The organism is Embleya sp. AB8, from assembly GCF_049739465.1.
Lineage (GTDB): Bacteria > Actinomycetota > Actinomycetes > Streptomycetales > Streptomycetaceae > Embleya.
Genome location: NZ_JBMHHY010000044.1, coordinates 1 through 24,111, shown reverse-complemented (window position 1 = coordinate 24,111; position 24,111 = coordinate 1). Strand labels below are relative to the sequence as shown.

General features: G+C 72.4%; 23 protein-coding genes. 11 read left to right on the top strand and 12 right to left on the bottom strand.

Going from position 1 to position 24,111, the window contains the following annotated elements:
- Nucleotides 1-13: 13 nt before the first annotated feature.
- Complete coding sequence (locus tag ABIA38_RS41965; RefSeq protein ID WP_424644277.1) at nt 14-1,006, bottom strand: DUF5996 family protein; 993 nt, start codon at nt 1,004-1,006, stop codon at nt 14-16.
- A 153-nt stretch (nt 1,007-1,159) separates the two neighbouring features.
- On the opposite strand from ABIA38_RS41965, the gene ABIA38_RS41960 reads away from it, so the two are divergent.
- Nucleotides 1,160-2,218 (top strand): FAD-dependent monooxygenase, encoded by a 1,059-nt coding sequence (locus ABIA38_RS41960; RefSeq protein WP_424644276.1) that lies wholly within the window; start codon nt 1,160-1,162, stop codon nt 2,216-2,218.
- Between the two features lie 627 nt (nt 2,219-2,845).
- Here the strand turns inward: ABIA38_RS41960 and ABIA38_RS41955 are convergent.
- Nucleotides 2,846-3,820 (bottom strand): zinc-binding dehydrogenase, encoded by a 975-nt coding sequence (locus ABIA38_RS41955; RefSeq protein ID WP_424644275.1) that lies wholly within the window; start codon nt 3,818-3,820, stop codon nt 2,846-2,848.
- A gap of 182 nt (nt 3,821-4,002) precedes the next feature.
- Between ABIA38_RS41955 and ABIA38_RS41950 the strand changes: the two genes are divergently transcribed.
- Nucleotides 4,003-4,770, top strand: a complete 768-nt coding sequence (locus ABIA38_RS41950; protein ID WP_424644274.1) for a DNA alkylation repair protein — start codon at nt 4,003-4,005, stop codon at nt 4,768-4,770.
- 26 nt (nt 4,771-4,796) lie between these two features.
- On the opposite strand, the gene ABIA38_RS41945 is transcribed toward ABIA38_RS41950, so the two are convergent.
- Nucleotides 4,797-5,042 (bottom strand): DUF397 domain-containing protein, encoded by a 246-nt coding sequence (locus ABIA38_RS41945; protein WP_424644273.1) that lies wholly within the window; start codon nt 5,040-5,042, stop codon nt 4,797-4,799.
- On the opposite strand from ABIA38_RS41945, the gene tgmC reads away from it, so the two are divergent.
- The 3 genes from tgmC (at nt 4,971) to lysA (ending at nt 8,470) form a co-directional block, all read left to right on the top strand.
- Nucleotides 4,971-6,092: an ATP-grasp peptide maturase system methyltransferase gene (gene tgmC / locus ABIA38_RS41940; RefSeq protein ID WP_424644272.1), complete on the top strand. Its 1,122-nt coding sequence runs from the start codon at nt 4,971-4,973 to the stop codon at nt 6,090-6,092. The genes ABIA38_RS41945 and tgmC overlap by 72 nt on opposite strands.
- Nucleotides 6,093-6,551: 459 nt before the next feature.
- Nucleotides 6,552-7,100: an SAV_915 family protein gene (locus tag ABIA38_RS41935; protein WP_424644271.1), complete on the top strand. Its 549-nt coding sequence runs from the start codon at nt 6,552-6,554 to the stop codon at nt 7,098-7,100.
- A gap of 44 nt (nt 7,101-7,144) precedes the next feature.
- Complete coding sequence (lysA, locus tag ABIA38_RS41930; protein WP_424644270.1) at nt 7,145-8,470, top strand: diaminopimelate decarboxylase; 1,326 nt, start codon at nt 7,145-7,147, stop codon at nt 8,468-8,470.
- Nucleotides 8,471-8,566: 96 nt separating this feature from the next.
- Here lysA and ABIA38_RS41925 read toward each other — a convergent pair whose 3' ends face one another.
- The 5 genes from ABIA38_RS41925 to ABIA38_RS41905 all read right to left on the bottom strand — a co-directional run bounded on the left by ABIA38_RS41925 (nt 8,567) and on the right by ABIA38_RS41905 (nt 13,771).
- Nucleotides 8,567-9,511: an NAD(P)-dependent oxidoreductase gene (locus tag ABIA38_RS41925; protein WP_424644269.1), complete on the bottom strand. Its 945-nt coding sequence runs from the start codon at nt 9,509-9,511 to the stop codon at nt 8,567-8,569.
- A 189-nt stretch (nt 9,512-9,700) separates the two neighbouring features.
- Nucleotides 9,701-10,405: a Type 1 glutamine amidotransferase-like domain-containing protein gene (locus ABIA38_RS41920; protein ID WP_424644268.1), complete on the bottom strand. Its 705-nt coding sequence runs from the start codon at nt 10,403-10,405 to the stop codon at nt 9,701-9,703.
- A 206-nt stretch (nt 10,406-10,611) separates the two neighbouring features.
- Nucleotides 10,612-11,028, bottom strand: a complete 417-nt coding sequence (locus ABIA38_RS41915) for a VOC family protein (RefSeq protein WP_424644267.1) — start codon at nt 11,026-11,028, stop codon at nt 10,612-10,614.
- A 690-nt stretch (nt 11,029-11,718) separates the two neighbouring features.
- Nucleotides 11,719-12,528 (bottom strand): aldose 1-epimerase, encoded by an 810-nt coding sequence (locus ABIA38_RS41910; RefSeq protein WP_424644266.1) that lies wholly within the window; start codon nt 12,526-12,528, stop codon nt 11,719-11,721.
- A 283-nt stretch (nt 12,529-12,811) separates the two neighbouring features.
- A complete protein-coding gene (locus tag ABIA38_RS41905; RefSeq protein ID WP_424644265.1) occupies nt 12,812-13,771 on the bottom strand; it encodes a hypothetical protein in 960 nt (319 codons plus the stop codon).
- Between the two features lie 270 nt (nt 13,772-14,041).
- On the opposite strand from ABIA38_RS41905, the gene ABIA38_RS41900 reads away from it, so the two are divergent.
- The 3 genes from ABIA38_RS41900 to ABIA38_RS41890 all read left to right on the top strand — a co-directional run bounded on the left by ABIA38_RS41900 (nt 14,042) and on the right by ABIA38_RS41890 (nt 18,295).
- On the top strand, nt 14,042-14,470 hold the full coding sequence (locus tag ABIA38_RS41900; RefSeq protein WP_424644264.1) for an SRPBCC family protein: 429 nt from the start codon (nt 14,042-14,044) through the stop codon (nt 14,468-14,470).
- Between the two features lie 283 nt (nt 14,471-14,753).
- A complete protein-coding gene (locus ABIA38_RS41895) occupies nt 14,754-17,156 on the top strand; it encodes a transketolase-like TK C-terminal-containing protein (RefSeq protein WP_424644316.1) in 2,403 nt (800 codons plus the stop codon).
- Nucleotides 17,157-17,290: 134 nt separating this feature from the next.
- The gene (locus ABIA38_RS41890; RefSeq protein WP_424644263.1) at nt 17,291-18,295 is read left to right on the top strand and encodes a hypothetical protein; all 1,005 of its coding nucleotides are present in this window, start codon (nt 17,291-17,293) and stop codon (nt 18,293-18,295) included.
- Nucleotides 18,296-18,377: 82 nt separating this feature from the next.
- Here the strand turns inward: ABIA38_RS41890 and idi are convergent, their stop codons facing one another.
- On the bottom strand, nt 18,378-18,929 hold the full coding sequence (gene idi / locus ABIA38_RS41885) for an isopentenyl-diphosphate Delta-isomerase (RefSeq protein ID WP_424644262.1): 552 nt from the start codon (nt 18,927-18,929) through the stop codon (nt 18,378-18,380).
- A gap of 231 nt (nt 18,930-19,160) precedes the next feature.
- Between idi and ABIA38_RS41880 the strand changes: the two genes are divergently transcribed.
- A complete protein-coding gene (locus ABIA38_RS41880) occupies nt 19,161-19,742 on the top strand; it encodes a hypothetical protein (RefSeq protein ID WP_424644261.1) in 582 nt (193 codons plus the stop codon).
- A gap of 103 nt (nt 19,743-19,845) precedes the next feature.
- Here ABIA38_RS41880 and ABIA38_RS41875 read toward each other — a convergent pair whose 3' ends face one another.
- On the bottom strand, nt 19,846-20,250 hold the full coding sequence (locus tag ABIA38_RS41875; protein WP_424644260.1) for a chaplin: 405 nt from the start codon (nt 20,248-20,250) through the stop codon (nt 19,846-19,848).
- Between the two features lie 206 nt (nt 20,251-20,456).
- Complete coding sequence (locus ABIA38_RS41870; RefSeq protein WP_424644259.1) at nt 20,457-20,780, bottom strand: chorismate mutase; 324 nt, start codon at nt 20,778-20,780, stop codon at nt 20,457-20,459.
- 284 nt (nt 20,781-21,064) lie between these two features.
- On the opposite strand from ABIA38_RS41870, the gene ABIA38_RS41865 reads away from it, so the two are divergent.
- Nucleotides 21,065-21,466: a hypothetical protein gene (locus ABIA38_RS41865; RefSeq protein ID WP_424644258.1), complete on the top strand. Its 402-nt coding sequence runs from the start codon at nt 21,065-21,067 to the stop codon at nt 21,464-21,466.
- Nucleotides 21,467-21,508: 42 nt separating this feature from the next.
- On the opposite strand, the gene ABIA38_RS41860 is transcribed toward ABIA38_RS41865, so the two are convergent.
- A complete protein-coding gene (locus ABIA38_RS41860) occupies nt 21,509-21,796 on the bottom strand; it encodes a hypothetical protein (RefSeq protein WP_424644257.1) in 288 nt (95 codons plus the stop codon).
- Nucleotides 21,797-22,290: 494 nt separating this feature from the next.
- On the opposite strand from ABIA38_RS41860, the gene ABIA38_RS41855 reads away from it, so the two are divergent.
- Entirely contained in the window at nt 22,291-23,610 is a 1,320-nt protein-coding gene (locus ABIA38_RS41855; protein WP_424644256.1) for an FAD-dependent oxidoreductase, read from the top strand.
- Nucleotides 23,611-24,111: the final 501 nt, after the last annotated feature.

Genomic DNA, 24,111 nt, shown 5'->3' with positions numbered 1-24,111 from the left:
TGTCGGGCGTGCCTCAGAGTCCGGCGCGCGCCAACGCCCGGAGTTGCTCGCTGTCCGGGCACCAGTTGGAGCGCAGTTCGTCGGTCGGCCAGCCCGCCAGGCTCGCGCTCGCGGCGAAATTGGACTGGAGGTAGCCGAGCAGCGTGCGCCGCGGGTCCTCGGCACGGCGGACCACGTCGTAGGGCAGCGTCGAGCGGGAGCCGTCGGGCAGCCATTCCGCCTCGCGCGGGGACAACGGCTGCTTCTCGACGCCGTCGGGCTTGGGCGCGGCGTAGGAGTAGTAGGCCGGATAGGGGACGGCCGGGTCGCCGGCCCAGAAGCCGAACGAGATCACCTCGTGCGAATACGCCTCGGCGGTCACCGGGTCCACGCCGCTCATCGGCGGCTCGACCCGCTTGCCGGAGAACCGGGTGAGGGCGAGGTCGAAGGAGTGCCAGAACAGCTGTACGGGCGAGGTCTTGCCGTCGAACCAGCCCATGAACTCCTCGAACACGTCTGCCGACCAGGTCAGGATCCGCCAGAACCGTTCGGCGTATTCGGCCTGATAGCGCGCGTTCCCGGTGTCCTCGCGAAATGGAACGGTCAGCTGCGGGACCCCGAACGGCTTCTCCAGCAGCGGTACATCGATCCCCAGGTCGGCCAACACGCCGTGCACCGCGAGGTCGAACTCGGCCACGCTCAGCCCGTCCACGAGCGCGATCTCGCGCACATCGCCGCGATCGGTACGAAAGACCACCCGGTGGTCGAGGAAGTCGAACGCGATGTCGAACGCGACCCCGGCCACGGACAGCCGGCGGGTGGTGAAGCCGCGGGCGTCGATCGTGAAGGTGATGTTCCACCAGTGGTTCTGCGGGTGGCTCGCGGCGAGCTTCACCTTGCCGACGATCTGCGCGAAGAGGTGCAGCGTGTCGAGGGTGTCCGCCCATGCCGCGTAGGGGAGTTCGGGGAGTCCGTGGAGCCGCGCCGATTCGGCGGCCTGCGTCGGGTTGCTCGAAGGGGTGCCCATGGGCCGATTCTCGCCTCCCGAGGCCCCCTGCGTCCCGTTTTGCTCCGCCGTCCGGGCCGGCCGGGGCGATTCCGAGCCACCCTCCGAACGGGTGCGCGAGTCCGGCGCGTACGCTGCGTGCGACAACATCCCAACACCTGTACAGGGGCCCTCGTGCGCGTTGTCGTCAGTGGAGCCGGCATCGGTGGGCTGGCCACCGCCCTCAGTCTGCACGCGGCGGGTATCACCGACGTGACCGTATACGAGGCGGTCGAGGAGATCCGACCACTCGGCGTGGGCATCGGCCTGCTGCCGGACGCGGTGCGCGAACTGACCGAACTGGGCCTGTACGACGACCTCGCCGAGATCTCGGTGGTGATCGCCGAGGTGGCCCACCACGACCGCTACGGCGACCGGGTCTCCGCGGCGCCGGCGGGGCTTGCGGCGGGCGGCCCGGCGCCGCGTTTCGCGGTCCATCGGGGCGAGTTGCAGATGTTGCTGCTGCGCGCCCAACTGGCCTGGCTGGGCGCCGAGTCGCTGCGGACCGGCCTGCGGTTGAGCGGCTACGCGCAGACCGCGGACGGGGTCACCGTCGAGTTCACCGACCGGGCGGGCGAGACGGTCACCGACGAGGCGGACGTACTGATCGCGGCGGACGGCATCGACTCGGCGGGCCGCGCGCTGATGTATCCGGGCGAGGGCCCGCCGAGCCGATCCGGCGTGCTCCAGTGGCGCGGCGTGTCCCCCGCGCCCGCGCTGCTGACCGGCCACACGCTGATCACCGTCGGCGACGCGGAACAGCGCTTCACCGCCTACCCGTTGCGTGCCGCCGAGGGCGAACGCCCGGCCCTGCTCGGCTGGTCGGCCGAACGCCCCGGCTCGGGTGCTTCGATCGAGCCGGCCGACTGGACACACCCGGCCGAACCGGACGCGATCCTGCGGCACTTCACCGACTGGGAGTTCGACTGGCTGGACGTGCCGGCGGTGATCGCGAACGCGGACGTGGCGTACGAATACGCGCTGGTCGACCGCGGGCCCCTGCCCAGCTGGTCCGACGGCCGGGTCACCCTGCTGGGCGACGCGGCCCACCCGACGCCGAGCGCGGGCACGGACGGCGCGGACGGCGCCTCCCGGGCGATTTCGGACGCTCGGGCGCTGGCGGGTGAACTGGCGGCGCACGCGGACCCGGTGGAGGCGCTGGGGGCGTACGAGGCGCGGCGCCGGGGGGTGTGACGGTGGGGGTGTGACGGCGGGGTGTGACGCCGGGGTGTGACGCCGGGGAGTGTGACGGCGGGTGGTGTGACGGCCGAGGGCAACCGGCCAACCGGGCGCGAGGGTTGCCCGGGTGCCGTTTGGCGGGGGGGGTTCGGGGGACGGCGGGCCTGGCGCGGGCGCTTGGGGGTTCGGGCTCGGGGTAACGCGGCGTGGCGTGGTCGGTGACGCGGCGGGCCGGGCGGGTTGGCGGGGGTTGGCTTGGCTGTCGGCCCGACGGTGGTTGCGCGGTGGAGGCGCCCGCCGGGCGAGACGGGACGGGCGGGACGCGGACTGCGGCGGTCAACCGGGCCGGGTTGGGCAGGAGTTGGCTCGACCGCTGCCGGAGGCCCGTCGCGCAATCGGCGCTCCCGCCGCGCGGGCCGGGCGGGCCCGCGCGACAAGGGCCGGCCGGAGCAGGCGGGATGCGGGGCAGCGGCAAGCAACCGGGCTGGGTCGAGCCTGAGTTGGCCCGACCGCTGCCGGGACCGTCGGGCGATCGGTGCGCCGGCCGGATGGGCCGGGCGACAGGTGTCCGGCCAAGGGCGCGGAGGTGGGCAACGGTCGTGCCGCCCACCTCCGCGCCCTCGGCCGGTTGCCGCGCATCGCTCAGGGAAGCAGAACCACCTTGCCGACGGTGCGGCGTGCGCTCAGGGCCCGGTGTGCCTCTGCCGCGTCGGACAGGGGGAACCTGGTGATCGTCGGGGTGAGTTCGCCCGCCGCAGCAGCGGCAAGCGCGGCCTCGGCGAGGGACTTGATGCCGCCGGGGCGGTTGGTCATGCGTGGGCCGAGGGGGTTCTCGACGGCCACGCCGGCCGCCGCCGCGCGGGCTTCCAGGTCGGGGACGGCCGCCCCCGACGACCAGCCGAATGTGACGATCCGACCGCCGGCGGCAAGCAGGTCCAGGGCGGCTTCGCCGATCTTGCCGCCGACGCTTTCCAGGACCACCGTCACCGGCCGCCCGGCGAGCCGCACCTGCTCGGCCCAGTCGGCGGCGGTGTAGTCCACCGCGAGGTCCGCCCCGGACTCGGCCACCGCCTCGACCTTGGCCGCACCGCCGGCCGCGCCGATCACCACCGCGCCGACGTTGCGCGCGGCCTGGACCAGGAGCGTGCCGAGGCCACCGGCGGCTGCGGTGATCAGTACGACGTCGTCGGCGGTGAGCGCGGCCACCTCCAGGATGCCCAGCGCGGTACGTCCGGTGCCGACCATCGCCACCGCGACCTCGGCCGGCACGTCCTCGGGCAGCGGGATGAGCGCCTGGTCGTCGATGACCGCGAACTCCGCGTAGCCGCCGTTGCCATTGCCCAGGTGCGCCACCACGCGCCGCCCGACCAGACCCGGATCCACCCCGACCCCGACCGCGTCCACCGTCCCGGCCACCTCCCGACCGAGCGTGACGGGCAATTCGGGCAGCGGGAAGGGCCCCATGGTCTCCCCCGTACGCAACATCACGTCCACCAAGTGCACCCCCGCCGCAGCCACGGCGATCCGCACCTCCCCCGGCCCCGGCTCGGGAGTCGCCACTTCCTCGTAGCGCAGATTCTCGGCCGGACCGAACTCGTTCAGACGAATGGCACGCATCGAACTCTCCGGGATTCGCAGGACACCGCAGGACGGACCCCAGTCTCGAACCTCAAGCCCACTTGATGTCAACCCGACCTCAACCCGACGTCAACCCGACGTCAACCGGCGCCACCGGCGCGACCGGCGCGACCGGCGCGACCGGCGCGACCGAGGCAACCGAGGCCGCATATCGTGTCGCCATGCCCGCTGCCGAGGAGCCCGCCGCCGAGGGATTCGATCCCGAGGAAGCCGCCGCCAAGCTCGTCCACGCCCTCGCCATGCTGGGCACACCCGAGCGCGCCGAGGCCGAACGGGCGTACCTGAAGAGCGATCTCGACTTCCTCGGCGTCACCGTGCCGGTGCTGCGCAAGACGGTCACCTCGGCCGCGCGCGCCCGCCCGGAACCGACTCGGGCCGAACTCCTGGCCTGGATCGACGCGTTGTGGGCCCGACCGGTGCACGAGAGCCACTTCGCGGCGATCGAGCTGCTGCGCATCCACCTGCGCGTACTCACCCGCGCGGACCTCCCGCTCGTCGAACGCCTGATCCGCGACTCGGCCGGCTGGGTCTACGTGGACACCCTCGCGGAAAAGGTCGCCGGTCCACTGATGGGCCTGCCACCCGCCGACTTCGCCACCGCCGACCGGTGGGCCGGCGACGCCGACTTCTGGATCCGCCGCGCCGCCCTGCTCAGCCTGCTGCCGGGCGTCCGCACGGGCACGCCCGACCTGCCCCGGTTCGACCGCTACGCGGACCCGATGCTGGACGAGAAGGAATTCTTCATCCGCAAGGCAATCGGCTGGCTGCTCCGCGAGATCTCCAAACGGGACCCGGCGTACGTAGTCACCTGGACCACGGCACACCGCCCCCGAATGTCCGGCGTAACCCTCCGCGAGGCACTCCGCCGCCTCCCCGAACCCGACGCAACCCGCCTACGAACGATGCCCCGCCACCCCGCATCCGGGTAGATGCCGGGGCATCACCCGGCGGTACGTCAGCCGGCGCGCAGCATCGACAACATGGCCGCCCAGGACGCGCGAGCGACAACCAGGTGACCGAAGTTCGGGTCCTTCGAGTCACGAACAGGAACAACCGCAAAGCCGGGCGCAACCTCGACGCACTCCGCGTCCGCACTCGCCGACCTCCTCCAGAACGGAGAGACCCGAACATGAGCGACGACGAAGCCACGAAGCTCCGCAACCAACTCGCCGACCTGCTCGCGACCGATGGGGTGTTGCATTCGCCCGAATGGGATGCGGCGGTCCGGCAGGTGCCGCGCGAGGCGTTCCTGTCCGGCGGATGGTTCGAGTACGAGGACGGTGGCTGGTATCGGCCGGCCTCGGTCACGGACGGGCCGAGCGGACTCGCCAGGGTCTACGAGAACGACACGCTTGTCACCCAACTCGGCGGGATCATCGTGCCGCGCGAAGTCGACGGGCGGGTGATGCAACTCCCCACGTCGTCGAGCACCATGCCGGGGCTGGTCGTTCGGATGCTCGAAGAACTACGCGTCTCCGACGACTCGCGAGTTCTCGAAGTAGGCACGGGGACCGGCTACTCGACGGCACTGCTCACGCGTCGACTCGGCGACGACCGGGTGACGAGTGTCGAGGTCGACCGCACCCTGTCGGCAAACGCAGGGGTCGCGCTCGCCTCGCTCGATCTCCGGCCCGATCTCATCGTGGGCGACGGGCTCGCCGGCTACGGTGCGGCAGCGCCCTTCGACCGCGTGATCGTCACGTGCGGGGTACGGACCATCCCGGCCGAGTGGATCGCGCAGACCCGCCCCGGCGGGGAAATCCTCGCCCCGGTTTACGGCGGATGGATGGGCGCAAGCGAGCTGGTTCGGCTCACGGTCGCCGACGACGGCACCGCGAGCGGTCCGGCACTCGGCGGTCGAGCCGGTTTCATGATCGCCCGACCACACACGCCGCCCGCGCTCGGTCTGTTGCCCGATCTCGACGCCGGCGACGAACAACCGACCGACTTCGGCGCGGACGTGCTTGACGACGACACCGTTCGATGGGTCGCACAGTTCGCGGTACCGAGCACACAGCGGCTCACGCTCACCCGCAACGGACGGACCGAACACATGGTGATCGACGTCGAAGCCGGCGCGTGGGCGAGCGTGTACGAACGCAACGGCCGATGGCTCGCCCGGCAGGGCGGACCCGCCCGACTCTGGGACACGATCACCGAGCACGTGACCGCTTGGCGGGCGGCCGAACTGCCCGCCGAACGACTGCGGGTCCACGTGGGACCGGACGGTCAGCGCCTTGTCTGGGAGTAGCCCGAGCCGCCCCGCCCACTCGCGACCCCAACGCGCGGCCGGGCGGGGCTTCGGCAGCCCTGGGCCTACTCGGGGGGCTCGCCCTCGGCATCCCGGGTGGGGCTCCCTCACACACGACTCCGGCCGTTCCGGCTCGCCTCTTTTGCGAGGCGCGTCTTGCCCGCGGCTGCTGCTCCGACCTGACCTGCGGTGTTCCCTTCGCTCGCGACCCGGTTGTGGCCCCGACCCCGGCCCGGCCCGCTCGCCCCGCTCGTGAGCCGTGCTTCGCGGCACGGCCACCGTCCCGGCCCCGGCCCGCCCCGTCCTTCCTCGCCCCGTGTCAACGTGTCGTCAACAAGGCGCCGTGAATGATCAAGGGTGCGGTAGGGGCGGGGTTGCCCGGTATGGGGTGGTCGTAGCTTCGGAGTGAGGGCCCGCGGGTGGCTGCGGGGTCGGACTTCGGAGGCTGTCGTGTCGGACGTGTTGATCACCGATGAGGAACCCGCTACTACGACCACCGCCCGGCGCGTGCTGATCGTGCCGGTGCGGTCGACGGCCGGCGCCGAGGTGGTGCGGCTGTGCCGTGACCCGCTCGGCGCCCGGGTCGTGGTCGCCTTCACCTCGGTGGCCCGACTGCGCGCCGTGCTGGGCGTGGAGCAGGAATGGATCCGGCTCGGCGCGGGCGCGGTTCGCTCACTCGCGGACGAGGCCGGCGTCGAGCGGCTGCTGATCGACCCGGCGTTTTCGGCGCCCCCGGTGCGGCACGAGGAACCCACGCCCGACCCGATCGAGCCCGCCGCCCCCGCCCCGACCCCGGCCCCCGCCCCAGCCCCCGCCGCCGCGCCGCCGGCCGTGGCCACCGCCGGACTCGCGCCGTCGCGGGCCGTTTCGGCGAGTCGGCCGCATCTGGGCCTGGCCACCAATACCGCGTCGGATTCGGGGACCTACTGGGATCCGCAACTCCTCGGCGTACTGCGCATCACCTCGGTCGTCGCGGTGCTCCTCGTGGTGCTCTCGTTCGTCGACTGATCCGCCGTCACTCAAGCTTCAAGCGCGTGTACAAGGGAGTTGCCATGTCTGTGACGGTTGTGGAACCGACGTTGGACGCGGGCCTGTGGCCGCGGTCGGCGGTCGAGCGAGGTGGCCAACTGGCCGTCGGGGGCCTGGCCCTGGGGGAGTTGGCCGAGCGGTTCGGGACGCCGTTGTATGTGCTCGACGAACAGCATGTACGGGAAACCTGCCGGGCCTACCGGCGCGCCCTGCCCGGCGTCGAAATCGCCTACGCGGCCAAGGCGTTCCTGTGTCGCGGACTCGTCGGCTGGTTGCGCGACGAGGGATTCGGCCTGGACGTGTGTTCGGCGGGCGAACTGGAGTTGGCCGCCCTGGCCGGGATGCCCGGTGAGCGGATCATCCTGCATGGCAACGCCAAGTCGGGCGACGAACTGCGCGCGGCGTTGCGGCTCGGCGTGGGCCGGATCGTGTTGGACAACCCGGCCGAGATCGCCCGGTTGGCCGCGCTGGTGGCCCCCCGACAGCGGCAGCGGGTGATGGTACGCGTGGTGCCCGGCATCGAGGCCGGTGCGCATCACGCGATCCGGACCGGCGGCGAGGACCAGAAGTTCGGCCTGTCCATCGCGCGTGGCGATGCCGAGGACGCGGTATTGCGCGCGGTTGCCCAGCCGCACCTGGAACTCACCGGGCTGCACTGCCACTTGGGGTCGCAGATCGGTTCGGTACGACCGTGGCTGGCGGCCGTCGCCACGCTCGCCAAGTTCCTGGCCGGACTGCACGACCGGCACGGGATCGTACTGCCCGAGCTGAATCTGGGCGGTGGCCACGGAATCGCCTATCGCAGCGGCGAACACCCGCTCGACATCGAGTCGTTCGCGGTCGACGTACGCCGCCAACTGGCCCGGCAGTGCGCGCTGTACGACTTGGCCGTACCGCGCCTGATCGTCGAGCCGGGGCGGGCGATCACCGGGCCCGCCGGGGTGGCCGTGTACCGGGTGCTCGTGGTCAAGCGGACCGCACACCGGGTGTTCGTCGCGGTGGACGGCGGCATGGCGGACAACCCGAGGCCGGCCCTGTACGGCGCGCGGACCACGGTGCGGCTGATCGGCCGTACCGGCGCGGCCGACTCGCGGCGGGTGACCGTGGTCGGACGCTACTGCGAGTCGGGCGACGTATTGGCCGCCGATGTCGAACTGCCCGAGGACGTACGCCCGGGCGACCTGCTCGCGGTGCCGGCCGCCGGGGCGTACCAGCAGTCGATGGCCTCGACGTACAACCTGGTCGGCCGACCGCCGGTGGTGGCGGTTCGGGACGGGCGGGCGCGGGTGCTGCTGCGCCGCGAGGGAATCGCCGACCTGCTCGCCCGCGACACCGGCGACGAGGACTGAACGCGCGGCGCCGGCGGGCCCGTTCGGCCGGGCCCGCCGGCCGCCTGCGCTGCCCGGCGCTCGCCGCCCGGTGCTCGGTGGCTCGGCCCTCGGCGCTCAGGCCGAGCGGATCACCTCGATCGTGCTCGCGAAGCTGTCACCGCCGTGGCCTCGGGCGATCGCCCGGTCGGTGACCGACTTGATCGCCTCCAGTACGCCCACGTCCAGGCCGCGTGTCTTCGCGGCGGTGACGATGTGCTCGATGCCCGCCGCCTCCATGGTCAGGTTGTCCTGTTCGCCGGGGTAGGCGCCGGCGTCGATCGCGGCGGCTGTACCGGCCATGATGTCCGGCAGGATGCCGAAGATGACGTTGGCGAACGGCAGGAACTCGGCGGCCGATACCCCGTCCGCGCCGACCACGCCGAACGCGTGCACCAGGCCGGCCAGGGCCGTGTAGAAGAAGTCCAGCATGCCGAGGTCGTAGAGCGCGGCCAGGCCGTGCTCCTCGCCCAGGAACGGCGCGTTGGGCCCGAACGCCCGTAGCGTCGCGCCGTGTTCGTCGAAGGCGGCGGGCGAACCGCTGTACAACACAAAGCCGTTGGCGGTGCCCACGACGGGGGTCGGCACCATGATCGCGCCGTCCAGGTACGGGATACCGTGCCGCGCGGCCCACCCGGCGGTCTCGCGGGAGCGCTCCGGGGTGTCCGAGGTCAGGTTGACGAGCGTGCGGCCGGCCCACGTGTCGGTGCCGGGAATGGTCGCGTCGGCCAGGATTGTGTCGGCAATGGCGTAGTCCGTCACGCACACGATCACGAGCGGACTCGCGGCGACCGCGGCGGCAGGCGAATCGGCGCGCCGGGCACCGCGCGCGACCAGGCCGTCCGCACGGGCCGCGGACCGGTTCCAGACGGTGACCGGATGCCCGGCGGCAAGCAGCGCACCGGCCAGCGCGGTACCCATCGCGCCCAGGCCGAGCACGGACACGGGGGCGTCGGCCGGGTCGAACGGGTGGGACGGCACGGACGGGACGGGCGGGACGGGCGGGTTCGGGGCGGCAGGCATGACGATCTCGTTCCAGGCGGGAGTGGGAGCCCGAGCCGGTACCGGGTCGGTGCGCCGGCTCGCGATATCGATGCTGCGCCGGCGCTGTCGTCTGCTCAAGTACCTACTTGAAATTCAGGTACCAGAAGAATGGTAAGTATCCAGGTCAGGGCCTGATCGGCAGCCCGATCGGCAGCCCGATCAGCCTGATCAGAGCCCGACCATCGGCAGGGCGGACTCCCTGACTCCGCCGTCGGGGGCGGCCTCGACCCGATACGCCCGCGCCTCCGCCCGCTCGGCGACGAAGTGCCCTACCTCGCCGTCGACGAGGTGGATCGCGGCGCCGTCGTCCAGCGCGAAGCCGGGCGCCAGGACGCCCGCCGCGACGGCCGCGTGATAGGCGGGACGGCGGCCCGCCTCGCCGTCGTAGTGTGGGCAGAGGCTCCCCGCTGCCCACCCCAGGCCGTCCGCGAGCGGGCGCAACTCCGGTCCGTACGAGTCGGTGATACCGCCCTCGAACCAGCACAACGCACCGGCACTGAGGCCACACACGACGAGGTCACCCGCCTCGGCCCGGGCGGCGAGCGCGACGTCCAGCCCGTGCAGCCGCCACAACGCGAGCAGGTTGGCGGTCGAGCCGCCCCCGACGTAGACCACGTCCTGCTCGGCCAACTCCGCCGCGAGGTCCGCGCCGGACCGCCGGAAGAGGCTCAGGTGCCGCGCCGAACAGTCGAGCGGCTCGAACGCCCCCCGAAACCGCTCGACATAGCCCTCGGCATCCCCGGAGGCGGTCGGCACGAAGCACACGTTGGGCCGAGGCCGCCCGACCAGCGCGAGCACGTACCGATCGAGCGCGGTCGCCCCGTCGTTCATCGAAAACCCGCCGCCACCCATGGCCACCAGATGAGTTGTCATCGGGCCATCTTCCAGCCACCCGGTCAGGGCCGCCCCGTGTCGGCCCTACCGGGATGCCGGTGTGTCCTCCGTCAATCCGAACCGGGCCATCCCTTGGCTACCTGGTCAGCGCCGCCCCGTGTCGGCCTCACCAGGATGCGGGTGTGTCCTCCATCAGCCCGATCAGGCTCCCGTCCGGCCCCTTCAGGACCGCCCCCGTGACGGCCTCACCAGGATGCGGGTGTGTCCTCCATCAAGCCGATCAAGCTCCCGTCCGCCGCTTTCAGGACGGCCAACTTGCGGCCGGGCATGGTGACGATGCCGGTCTTCGTATCCCCGTTGACCACCTCGGCAATCGGCAACTCGGCCATACCGCCCCCGGTCACCTCGCCCAACGCGGTCGCCCCGGACGTGGTCAGCTCCCGCCACGCCGCCTCGATGTCCGTCACCCTCCAGAAGACCAGCGGGTGCTTGAACCACGGCAGCCGGGACAGGCCCACTTCGAACACCCCGTCGGTGAACGACGTGTAATCGGGGCTCTCCCACGCCGGCCCGTATCCCAGCGTCGCGGTCCACGCCGCCACCGCCGCAGGCATATCCCGCGCCGGATACACCACCGCGCGTACCCCGCCGAGCACATCCATTCCCCGCTCCTCGCTCCGAGTCGATCACCGACATCGGGAAACTAGCAGCGCTCCGGCCTGCGGAGATCCCCCAAGCGGGGGACCAAATCGCCCGCTCTTCGGCGTCACCGAAATCGACTCGGTCGGACCCCGCGTCGGGCGATGCGGCCCGACGCCGCGTTCGCGTGACGGGGTACGTCCGACCAAGCAGCCGGCCACCGCCGCAACGCCCGCCGCCCTGCCGATTGGCGCGTTGAAGGGCGAACTCCCGTGTGGGTCGGCCTGGTTGGTGAGCGGGTCCCCCCGAGCGCCGGAGATCGCCCTGCTCGCGCACAGTCCCACCACGTCCGGCTCGACCCCGGACCCGCCGGCGCCCCGGCGCCGTCGCACCTGCTGGGCCCGGGCACCGTCACCGGGTCCGCGTGCACGGCCGGTTCGGGGGCGAGGGCCCGCATGTCCGAGATCGCTCGGACGGCGCCGGCTGTCCTGCCCGTACCCGGCAGGCGAAGGGCTTGCCGCCGCCCCTGACACCGCAACGATGTCCGAGAACCCCCATAAGCCCCGGACCAGCCACCCCAGGGCCGGCGGGGCCACGCCACGCCGCCCCGCAGCCCCTGAAACCCCAACTTCCGCACCCAACGCAGCGGGTGGGCGGGTGGGCACAACCCTCCCGAGCCAAGTGCAACGCGACCGCAGCCCGACCCCTCAGGGCTATGTGGCCACGAGCCAGGTCCAGCTCGTCGACGCGACCAACGGCTCCCCTGCCCGGACCAACCGCTCCGCCGAGCCCACCAAACCGTTCGGCGGGCCCGTTTGTGGCTCGACGCATACGTGCTCGGGAGGCAGGTCGTACACCACCGTGTAGTCGCAGTCCGACGTCATCCGCAACCGCAACGCCCCGGGCCACACCAACGTCGCGTCGACGCCGCCCGGCGTGCCGTAGCAGTCGTCGCGAGGGCCGTCGACCGGTGGGATCCGTCGGCCCGTCGGCAGGTAGTCGGCGCCGCGTTCCTCCTGCCACGCGGGGGCGAAGGACAACTCCAGCAGCCCGCCCGTCGCCAACTGCCGCCGAAACCAAGGATGCCAACCGGCCTGCGCCGGGAACGTGGCCCCCTCGGACTCGACCCGCAAGACCGTGTCGAGGCCGTCCGGGCGCAGTGTGAAGGTCTGTTCGACCCGCCCGGCGAATGGCCACGGGTCGGTCAATGCGAACTCGAAGGTGGCCGACGAGTCGTTCGCCGCCACCTGCTTCCACTCGGTCCGATAGCCGAGCCCGTGCAGCGCATGCGGCGCCGCGTCGGCGGGGAACTCATGGACCGCGCCGCCGAATTCGAACCGGGCGTCGCCCATCCGCCCCACCCACGGCACCATCGGATAGCTGCCCCACTCGGCCGGCCGCGCGCCCTCGGTCCGGAGCAATTCGAGTCCGTGCACCCGCAGGGAGCCGAGCCGACACCCGGCGGCCGGCAACACCCGCGCCTCGGCGCCTTCGCAACGCAACCACACTTCGCCGTCGATCATGATCGGCAGATTACGCGCAGCGCTCCCGAAGCCTGTTCTCGAGCACCTTTCCGGCGGGATTCCCGGGCAGTTCCGCGACGCTCCCGATACGCTCCGGAAAGGTCTGTCGCACGCCCCCCGATGACCCCCTCATGACCCCTCATGACCCTCATCACCCCGCATGACCGCACGCGCGGCGCGGAATTCCCGGATGCCGCGCGGATTCGGCACATGCGCCGCACCCGCGTACCCAGCACACCCGGCACACCCGGCACACCCGGCACTCCCACTCACACGTACAGACTCACAGGTACAGGAAGTGCGGCGACACCACGATCACCGAAGGCACCAGGAGCGCCGCCGCCGTGAGCACCCGCAGTCCCGCCGAGGCGACCGGTGCGCCCACCCGGACCCCCGCCACCGCCACCTCCGGGTGCGCCGTCGCATACGCCTGATGCACCGTCAGCTCCTCCTGGCGCTGCTGCGGCCACGCAAAGCACGGGCAGAACGGGCCACCCGCCTGCCCCGGCCCGGACAGCTTGACGATCGCCCGGCGCAGATTGGCCCGCGCGATCGAGCCGCGCACGTCGGCGTCGGCCGCCTTCTCGGACAACTCGGCCGCGTGATCGGCCCATTCGGCGAAGAAGCGCACCGTCGGATAGGCATCGGCCAACGTGTCCGCGCAGACCATCCACTGCGCGTCGCGCCGGCGCAGATGCCCGGCCATGTGGGTGAGTACGGCGTTCAGTTCCTCGGGGCGCAGCAGGTCGAGCGCCCGGGTGGTGGCCTCCACGCGCGGCGGCCGGGACGGCAGCAGGACCAGGCGCGGCGCCTCGTCCTCGACGATCACCAGGCGCGGCCGGCCGCCGTCCTCCTCGTCAAGCAGCGGTGCGCTGTTCTCCAGCCGGTCCAACTGGACCCGCAGCGCCCGCCGGTAGTCGCCGGCGGCCCCCGCGCCGCGCCGCCAGCCGAGCGCCAGGAGCAGCAGGGCCAGGATCGCGACGGTGATCTGCGCGGCCAGCGGTACGTGCGGCATCCCGATCCGCGGCTCGAAGCCGGCCGCGCGCATCGGGGCCTGCCACAGGTCGGGGGTGTAGACCGGGATGGCCAGCGCGAACGAGGCGAGTACGCCGCCGGCCGCGGCCCGCCACGCGCGCTGCACGTGGCGCGGGCTGAAGCCGCTGCGCTCCGCCCGGCGCAACACGCGTGGGGCGGTCACCAGAATGGCCGCCGCGAAAGCCGTCAGCACAAGTCCGTACAACACGTCCCCGCCGCCCCTTTCCGGTCTCGCCCGCCCGCTTGCCCATTCGGCCCTGCAACGGTTCTAGGTGCCAAGTGGTTTCCGCGTCCAGGAGACAGGCCACATCGGCCGGGTGATTTATTCGGCCGAGGCCAACCACCCGGTGGTGTTGCGAACCCGGCAAGGACCCGGATCGAATCGGGCTCGGATCGAACTCGGATCGGGGTCGAAGCCGAATCGATTCGTATCGTCCCATCGCAACGCGCGTAATTTCGAACCGACAGGAGTGTCTTCATGCGCGAGATCTCGCGTTCCGCTGTGATCGCCGCCACACCCGACAAGATATGGGCGGTCGTCGGCGACTTCGGCGCCCTCGGCGACTGGCACCCGGTGGTGCCGCCGAGCACGATCGAGGGCGGCGGCGACGCCAACACCCCGGGCGCGATACGGGCGTTCGCGATCGACGGCGAGGTGGTCTCGCGCGAGCAACTGCTCAGCCACGACGCAGACGCGCATCGGATGAGCTACGCGCTGATCCAGGTACCACTCGCGGTGACCGACTATGTCGGCACACTGGCGGTGAATCCGCACCCGGACGGCAGCGAGGTGGTCTGGTCGGCCGTCTACGCGGGCGACGAGGACGTAGTGGAGACCGTCGAAGCGGTCTTCGCGGAGGGTACGTACGGCGCGGGCCTGACCGCCCTGCGGGAACGCTTCGCGTAACCACCGCCGCCGCCCCCCGGAACACCTCGGCCCTCCCCCGGCCACCCGGCCACCACGACCGCCCCGACCGCCCCGGCCACCCCGGCCACCGCGCGCCCCGCCCGCCCCGGCCGTCTTCGATCGTCGACCCGGATCGAAGGCGGCCGACTCGGCGACCACACCAAGCCGCCGACCCGACACCCACCGCCACCACGACCGCCCCACTCGTAGACCGCCCCACTCGTATCGCATGGTGAGACGATCGCCGTATGCTTCGGCCACCCCAACCGATCTTGAGGTGACCATGCTCCGCAGCGACCCGGACCACGCCGCGTCCGCCCTCGGCGCCGACCACGCCGCGTCCGCGCTCGGCATCGACCTGCCCGTCCTCGAAGCCGTCCAGCGCCGCATCCTCTGGCTCGCGACGCGCATCGTCGACTCCGCCAACCACGACCGGCCCAACGCCGACGGGATCAAGGTCGGCGGGCACCAGGCGTCCTCGGCATCGCTCGTGTCGGCGATGACCGCGCTGTGGTTCGCGCACCTCGACGGCCCGGACCGGATCAGCGTCAAGCCGCACGCCTCGCCGGTCTTCCACGCGATCCAATACCTCCTGGGCAACCTGGACCGGTCCTACCTGACCACGCTCCGCGCCAAGGGCGGGCTCCAGTCCTACCCCTCCCGGACCAAGGATCCCGACCGCGAATGGGTGGACTTCTCCACCGGCTCGGTCGGCCTGGGCGCGGCGGCGCCGCTGTTCGGCGCGGCCACCCGGCGCTACGTGGACGCGCACTTCGGGCCGCGCCCCGCGTCCCGCTTCATCGCGCTGCTCGGCGACGCCGAACTGGACGAGGGCAACATCTGGGAGGCCATCGCCGACCCGGCCACCCAGGGCCTGGGCAAGGTGATGTGGCTGGTCGACTTCAACCGGCAGTCGCTGGACCGGGTGGTGCCGGGGATCCGGATCGACCAGTGGCGCGGCCAGTTCGAGGCGGCCGGGTGGCATGTGGTCGAGGTCAAGTACGGCCGCCGACTGCAGGCCGCGTTCGACCGGCCCGGCGGCGAGCTGCTTCGGGCCTGGCTCGACGCGATGCCCAACGAGCAGTACCAGGCCCTGTTCGGCCTGGCCGATCAGGACGTCCGGGCACACTTCCTGGACGGCGCGCCGGCCGGCGTCGCGGAGACCGTCGCGGAGGTACCGGACGCCGAACTGCACGCGCTGGTCACCGATCTCGGCGGGCACGACATCGCCGCACTGCTCGACGCCTACCAGCGCTGCGACGCGGTCACCGACCGGCCCAGCGTGGTCTTCGCCTACACGGTCAAGGGCTGGGGCCTGCCGATGGCGGGCAACCCGCGCAACCACTCGGCGCTGCTGAGCGGGGATCAGGTGGCCACGCTGCGCGCCGAGTTCGGGCTGACCGAGGGCACCGAGTGGGACCGCTTCGACGCCGCCACCCCCGAGGGCATCCTGGCCGGGCAGCGCCGCGAACACCTGGCCCGCGCCGCCAAGCCGGGCCCGCTCGGCGTGCCGGTGACCCCGGCCACCAACCAGCGGATGACCAAGCCGGTCTCCACCCAGGAGACTTTCGGCCGGGTCCTGGTCGACCTCTCCCGCGACCCGGCGCTCGCGCCCTACCTGGTCACCACCGCGCCGGACGTGGCCACCTCGACCAACCTGGCCGGTTTCATCAACCGCACCGGGGTGTTCGCCCCCACCGACCGCCGGGCCTGGTCCGGCGACGGCGCGCTGAAGTGGATCGAGGGTCCGGGCGGGCAGCACATCGAACTGGGCATCTCCGAGATGAACCTGTTCCTGCTGCTCGAACAGCTGGGCCTGGCCGGGGACTTGTCCGGCCAGCCGCTGATCCCGATCGGCACGGTCTACGACCCGTTCGTCTGCCGCGGCCTGGACGCCTTCATCCACGCGGTCTACTCCGGCTCGCGGTTCATCGTCGCCGGCACCCCCTCGGGCGTGACCCTCGCCCCCGAAGGCGGCGCGCACCAGTCCACGATCACCGCGTCGATCGGGCTCGAACTGCCCGGCACCACGCTGCTCGAACCCGCCTACGGCACCGCCCTGGACTGGCTGCTGTGCGACGCGGTGGGGCGGATCGCGAGCGGCCCGGACCATGGGGTCGACCCGGACAACGGCGCGTACTACTTCCGGCTGACCACCCGCCCGATCGATCAGGCGCCGTTCGAGGCGGCCCGGACCCGGCTCGGCGACGCGGTGTTGCGCCGGCAGGTGCTGGCCGGCGCCTACCGGCTCCTGGAGGCGCCCGAGTTGCCCGGCGCGCCGAGCGTCTACCTCGCCGCGTCCGGCGCGGTGTTGCCCGAAGTGCTCACCGCCGCGCATGAGTTGCGGGACGAGGGGATCGCCGCGCAGGTGGTGGACATCACCTCGGCGGACCGGCTCTACGGCGCCTGGCAGCGCACGCTGCGCCAAGGGGTGCGCACCGCGACCACGCCGTCCGCGCCGGGCGCATTGCGCGCCGCGTTCCCGCATCGGGCGCCGGTGGTCACCGTGCACGACTCGTCCTCACACACGCTGGCCTGGCTCGGCTCCGCGCTCGGCGTGCCGTGTGTGCCGCTGGGCGTGGACCAGTTCGGCCAGACCGGCCGGATCGAGGACCTGTACGAACTGCACGACCTGCTGCCCGGTTCGATCGTCAACGCGGCGCTGGCGGCCCTGTCCCTGGACTGAGCGCCGACGCGCGGGGTGGGGCCGGGCCGGCCGGCCCCACCCCGGTGCCGCAGGCGCGGCACTGGACGCGGCGGGCGTGCTCACGCGTACGGTATGCGTGCTGACGGAGCGTCCGACGATTCGAGGAGCTGTGCATGCGACACGGGGGCATGGGACGACGGTGGAGCACGTGGACGGCGGCGGGGCTGGCCGCTGCGGTCGTCCTGACCGGGTGTTCGTCCGACTCCGGTGACAAGGGCGGCAAGAACGACAAGGGCGCGCAGGACACGACGGCCGGCGGCACCGCCGGCCCGAGCGGCGGCGCGGCGCCCGGCGGGAAGAACGACAAGGACCCGAAGTCGGTCTGGGCCGCGCTGCTCGCCGCCACCACCACACAGCAGGTGGTCGAGTACCACTCGGTACGCACCGCGACCGGCGACACCGCCAAGGAGTCCACGGTCAAGGACGAGTTCCGGACCTGGTACGACGCCGGCGCCAAGACCGCATACACCGACCGCGGTTACCAGGTCGCGACGGACGCGCCGGTCAAGCGCTCCTCGTGCGAGGCGGGCAAGGAGTGGAGCTACAACAACACGCTCGCCAAGTGGTCCGACACCCAGCGGCCATGCGTGGTGGACATGGCCCACGAGGGGAAGTTCGTCGGCGACGGCATCCTGCCCACCGGGCTGACCGCCGATCAGGCCAAGATGTTCGCCGGCCAACTCGAGGCCGTCCCCGGGTGGTTGACCCCCTCGGCGGTGGAATCCGCGCAGCAGAACGGCAAGTCGTACCTGCGACTGACCGTGGACCTGAAACCACAGGCCGCGGCGGGCTCCGCGGTCAACACCGACCTGCTGCTCAACGCGTTCCGCGCGACGATCCCGGACTTCACCAAGGGGCCCTACCGGATCGAGAACTTCGGCGAGCAGAGCGGCTCCCCGGTGCGCGCGGTGTTCTGGCTCGACCCGGCCACCCACCTGCCCGCGTACTCGGAGGTGAGCACCGCGGTGGTGGACAAGGGCGCGCCCACCGGCGCGGTCCGGCACCTGCGCACGGAATACCTCTTCGGCGCCCCCGCGCCCAAGTCGGACCGCACCGCACTGGTCCCGCTGCCCGCCCCGAGCTGGCCCGACCAGGGCACCAAGCCGCCGCAGGCCTGACCGACGCGCAGGGCGGGTCCGGTGTCGTTCGGACCGCCCTGCGCGGGTGTCGCGGATGTTCGGCGCTGCCGGGTGCGACGAGTCAGCGGGCGGCGAGCGCCGTCAGCGACTCGCGGACCGGGTCGAGCACCGCGCTCAGCCACGCGGTGTGCTCGTGCTCGGCCAGCCACGCGTCGAGTTCGGCCAGGGGCACGTACGCGACGTCGTCGACCTCCTCGGGGTTGAGCCCGAGTTCGCCGCCGACCACGCCGACGAAGAGATGGTTGAACTCCTTCTCGACCAGGCCGGAGACCTCGTCGGTGACGTCGTAGGTGACCAGCCCGGCCGACTCCAGGACGACGGGCTTGACCCCCAGTTCCTCGCTCAGCCTGCGCAACACCGCGTCCCTGGGCTCCTCGCCCGGGAACGGGTGGCTGCAACACGTGTTGGACCAGCGGCCCGGCGAGTGATACTTCGTCAGCGCCCGGCGCTGCATCAGCACCCGGCCCCGGTCGTCGAGGAGGAATACCGAGAACGCGCGGTGCAGCAGACCCGGCGGCTGATGAGCCTCCAGTTTCTCCGCGAGGCCGATGGTGTTCCCCTGCGGGTCCACCAGTTCGACCATGACCCGACCGTCCGGCTGCTCCTGCGCCATGTGCTCTCCCTGCTGTTCGGCCTTGCCTGCACAGTATCCGGCGGGCGAGGGGCGAACCGCCGATACCGCGCCGACGCCCGGCACACATCGTGGTCCGCCGGCTACATCGTTGTCTGTACGGCGGAATCCGCCGCCGCGACGATTCGGGTGCCGCGCGCGCGAGAGAGGCTGGTGGGGCCGGCTCGGCGCAATCGGTCCGAGCCGTGGGAGCAGTCGAAGGAGGAGAGCGCCGTGGTCGTCGCCATGATCGTGGCCTGCGAGGTGGGTTTCTGGGTGCTGATCGCCCTGGGCCTGCTGAGCCGCTACGTGTTGCATCGCCGGCGGCTGAGCAACGTGTTCCTGTACGGCACGCCGGTCCTGGAGCTGATCCTGCTCGTGGTCGCCGTGGTGGATCTGCGCGGCGGGGCGACGGCGGGCGCACGGCACGGGATCGCCGCGTTGTACATCGGGATCACCGTGCTCTTCGGGCATCGGGCGATCCGCTGGGTGGACCAGCGGGTGGCCTATCACTTCCTCGGCGGCCCGCTGCCGTGGCGGCCACCGCGCCGTGGGACGGCCCGAGTCCGGTACGAGGTGGTCGAGTTCGGCCGTTTCGTGGCCGCGATGGCGATCGCCGCGGCCCTGTTGGGCCTGCTGATCCTGATCACCGGTGACGCCTCCCGGACCAAGGCGCTGACCGGCTTCTTCGGCGCGTTGGGCATGATGACGCTGATCTCGCTCGTGGTGGCGGTGGTGGGCGTGTTCGAGGCGTTCGGCAAGCCGCCCAAGGCCAAGCCCGCGCCGCGCCGGCTGCGCGATCGGGCCGCCGCCTGAACGCACCGCCGGGCCGGTGCGGCCATGCCTGGGCCCCGGCGATGCCTCGGCCCCGGAACACGTGGGAGGTGTTCCGGGGCCGAGGCGGGTGTGGTGCGGAGCGTCAGCCCGTCATCCCGCCGGCGAGGCCGCCCGCGAGCGAGGCCGGTCCGGCCGGGTCCATCATCCGGGCCGGGCCCTCGAGCTCGTCGCCCGCCGGCAGGAGCTCCGGCGGGCAGTCGTCGTCGACCGGCGGCGCGTGGTGCTCCGGCATCGCGCGCTCGGAGCCGTCCGCATTGACGCAGGCGTTCCCGAACACCGGGTTCAGCACCGCGATGACGTCGATGCTGTTGCCACACAGGTTGATCGGGACGTGCACCGGTACCTGGATGGTGTTGCCGGAGACGACGCCCGGCGAGTCGGTGGCGGCGCTGCCCGCTTCGGCCGACGCGAACGCCTGGCCCCCCATCGCAACCGAACCGCCGAGAATGGCGGCGGAGACGACCGCACCCTTGGTGAGCTTGTTCACTGGTAGTTGTTCCCATCGATCGATAGACGGTGGAACGGGGGTTCCGAGACGTCCAACGCCCGAGCGGGATACCGGTGACGGGGGGCGCACGATCTTCCCCCGTAAGTAGCAACCGGTAGATGACGGAACGTCAAGTGGCACTACCGACGGGGTAATCGGCTCGATCGGCGGGGCGAGCCGAGCGGCACCCGAGCATGCGCGGGCGATCACGCGCGGGCGATCGCCTCGTGATGGTGGATCACTTCGGCGATCAGGAAGTTCAGGAACTTCTCGGCGAAGTCGGGATCCAGCTTGGCGCTCTCGGCCAGCGCGCGCAGCCGACGGATCTGTACCGCCTCGCGGGCCGGATCGGCCGGCGGCAGCCGGTGCTCGGCCTTGAGCACACCGACCCGCTTGGTGCACTTGAACCGCTCGGCCAGCAGGTGGATCAGGGCCGCGTCGATGTTGTCGATGCTGTCCCGCAGGTCCAGCAGTTCGGCGGGGGTGTCGGGCGCCTCGCCCGACGCTTCGTCAGTTGTTCCATTGGCCATAACGGGTGACCCTACCCGGCGGCACCGCGCCGGTGGGCGGATGGAGTTCGGGATCACCGGCCCCGCCCGGCATCACCCGCACCACCGGACCCAGCCGTGCGGTCGAAGGAAATATCACTACCTGTCATCTCTCGTTCTGCCAGGTGTCACATCGCCACCTGCGGGGGACCCTCTGAGTACGGTCCGCGCCGTCGGCTGTCCCTGTCGCGTCGTGACGACCGTTCGGCGGTGCTCGAGGGATGCGGCCGGAACTGCGGTAGGGGGCGAACGACATGATGGAGGAAGTGCGTCTGACGCCGAGCGAGCGGCGGATGCTGGAGGAGATCGAGGACGAACTGCGCAAGGACGAGGAACTCGATCTCGCCCTGCGGACGATGCGTCCTTCCCGCAACCGTCGACGGGCCGGTGCGCGCGGCCGGGTCGCGCCGGGCGCGGGCTCGATGCCGGCCGCGAAGCGCGCCCGCCGCTGGGGGCGCCGGCCGACGCTCTCCGGCACCTGGCATGTGCTCTTGCTCGTCGTGCTGTTCGCGGCGGTCTTCGCGGCGCTGGCCACCACGTCGGGGGTCTATCTGGTGGTGATCGGGTTCGCGCTGATCATCATGGGGTGCACGACGACGCTGGTGTGGTTGTGCGTGAGCTTCCTGTTGCGGCGCGGTGGCGGGGGCGGCGGTCGCGACAAGACGTGATCGCACGACTCCCGAGGGTGCTCATTCGGCGCCCCGGGGTGCTCATTTGGCGCGGTGGTCGCGGCTTCCGGTCGCGCGGCTCAGGCCTCGTCCGCGTGCCGCGACCATCAGCGTGCCCGCCGGGGCCGCGATGCCGAGCAGCAGGGCCGCGTCCAGCGCACCCAGGCCGCCCTGGCCGATGGAGTAGAACACCAGCGCCAGCGACGCGCACATGCACATCAACACGGCGGCGGTCATCCGCTCGGCGCGACGCCCCCGGGTGAGCAGCCAGAGGCAGCCGACCAGGCCGACGCACAACGTGACCAAAGCGGCGATCGCGGTGGTGGTCATCGCGCCTCCTCGTCTTCCTGCCCGTTCCTGCCCACGACCCGATCGGGCCGTGTCCGGCGTGTTACCCGAGACGAGCGCATCGATGCCACAACCCCACCGGAATCGAATCCTAACCTCCATGTACCCCATGGGGGTATATGGTCGGCGCCATGACACCCGCCACTCCCTCCGCCACCCTCTCCGGCGGCGGTTCCGGCCGGCCGGAACCGATCCGTCGACGGCGGTGGGCGACCGTTCGAGTGAGCGTGGTCCTCCGGCGCCACCGTCGCACCGGTCCGCACCGGTCCACACCGGTCCGCGCCACTGTGCGTAACATCACCGTTACGCTCGCGTCGAAAGTCGGAAACCGCCGAACGATTCACTCCGGGCGACATCGGTTCCCGGCGACGGGATTCCTCCGACCATCGACCCAGGTGACGGCGCGAAATGACGACACAGGACCATCCGACGGCGCTCCGGCGCACCGGCCGACCGGCTGCCTCGGGGGTGACCCGATGACGCCGGACATGCCGGTGGCCGACGTGGTGATCGTGGGGGCCGGGCCCGAGGCGATGGCGATCGCCTACGCGTTCACCCAGCGCGGGGTGCGCGATGTGATCGTGTGCGCGGCGGGGGTCGGCGGCTCGGGGCCGCCCGGGTCGACCGGCGATCCGGGTCCGGGTGGGGGCGCGGTGCACTGCTCCTCGGACGTGCCGGCGCTGGCCGCGATGGCCTGGGCCGGGACGCAGTTGTTCGAGAACGCGGCGGAGGTGCTCGGCGAGGATGTCGGCTATCGCGGCTGCGGCCGGCTGGTCGGGGTGGCCGCGGCCGACCTGGCCGCGCTGGACGCGGGGATCGCGATGCGGCGCGCGCTGGGCATCGAGGTCCGGTCGGCGGACGCGGACGCGGTCGCGGCGTACTGGCCCGAGTTGTCCGGTCGCGGCTTCGCGGGGTTCGCCCACGAGGTGCGCGGCGGCTACGCGGACACCCGGCGCACGGCCCGGGCGTTCGCCCGCGCCGCCCGGCACGGCGGCGCCGCGATCCTGCCCTGCGCGCCGGCGGTGGCCGTCTCGGCGACCCGGGATCGGGTCACCGGGGTCCGGCTGAGCGACGGCCGCGCGGTGGCGGCGGGCACCGTCGTGGTGGCCGCCGGCGCCGACTCGCCGGCGTTCGTCGCGCCGCTGGGGGTGGATCTGCCGGTACGCGCGGCCCGCGAGTTCGCGCTCCGGGTGCGGGTCGGCCGGGCGGTCGGCGAACGGCCGGTCCTGGTCGACCTGATCGGCCGCCGCTACCTGCGGCCGGACGGCCCGGACCGGTTGTTGCTCGGCATGCTCGATCCGGCCGAGGACACGTTCGACGACGAACTCGCGGCCCGCGCGTCGGCGCACCTGGCCGCGCGGCTCCCGGGCCTGCCCGAGGTCGCGCCGCCGACCACGTTCGGCACCCGCCGCGATGCCGGGCCCGACCACCTGCCGCTGATCGGCTCCACCGGCCCCGACGGGCTGTTCGTGGCCGCCGGTTGCGGCGAGCACGGCCTGGGCATCGTGCCGGCGGTCGGCATGCTGGTGGCCGACCTCCTGTGCGACGGCGCCAGCGGCCGCCCCGACATCCCGGGCACCGACTTCCACCCGAACCGCTTCCCCAGGCAGGCCGCCCACCGCCCACCGGGAGCACGCGCCCCACAACCACCGGCCCGAACAAGAGAGTCGGTGCCCGACACCACCGAACCGCCGCCCCACATCCCGGAGTCGGCAACCCGAACCCCCGAACCAGCCGCCCACGCCCCCGAGTCCCGCGTCACCCCCGTCCGGGAGCCCAGCCCCGACCGGGCATAGCCCCCGGACGGCAAGCCCACCCACCCGAGCCCGACCTCGGCACCGAGCAAGGCCCCGCGGCCCCCACCCGGGGCAGCACCGGGGTCGGCAGCCCCGTCCCGAACCCGCCGCCCGGGCCCCCGAGTCCCGCGTCACCGCTGCCCGGGAGCCCAGCCCCGACCGGGATTGGCACCCGGGCGGCAAGCCCAACCGCCCGAGTCCGCCCCGGCGCCGAGCAAGCCCCAGCCCCTGCCCGGGAGCCCAGCCCCGACCGCGGTTAGCCCCCGGGCGGCAAGCCCACCGACCCGAGTCCAACCCCGGCGCGAAGAAAGCTCCAGCCCCCACCCGGGACAGCACCGGGGTCGGCAACCCGCATCCCGAACCCGCCGCCCGGGCCCCCGAGTCCCGCATCACCCCCGCACGCGTACCCAGCCCCGACCGCGGTTAGCCCCCGGGCGGCAAGCCCACCGACCCGAGTCCAACCCCGGCGCGAAGAAAGCTCCAGCCCCCACCCGGGACAGC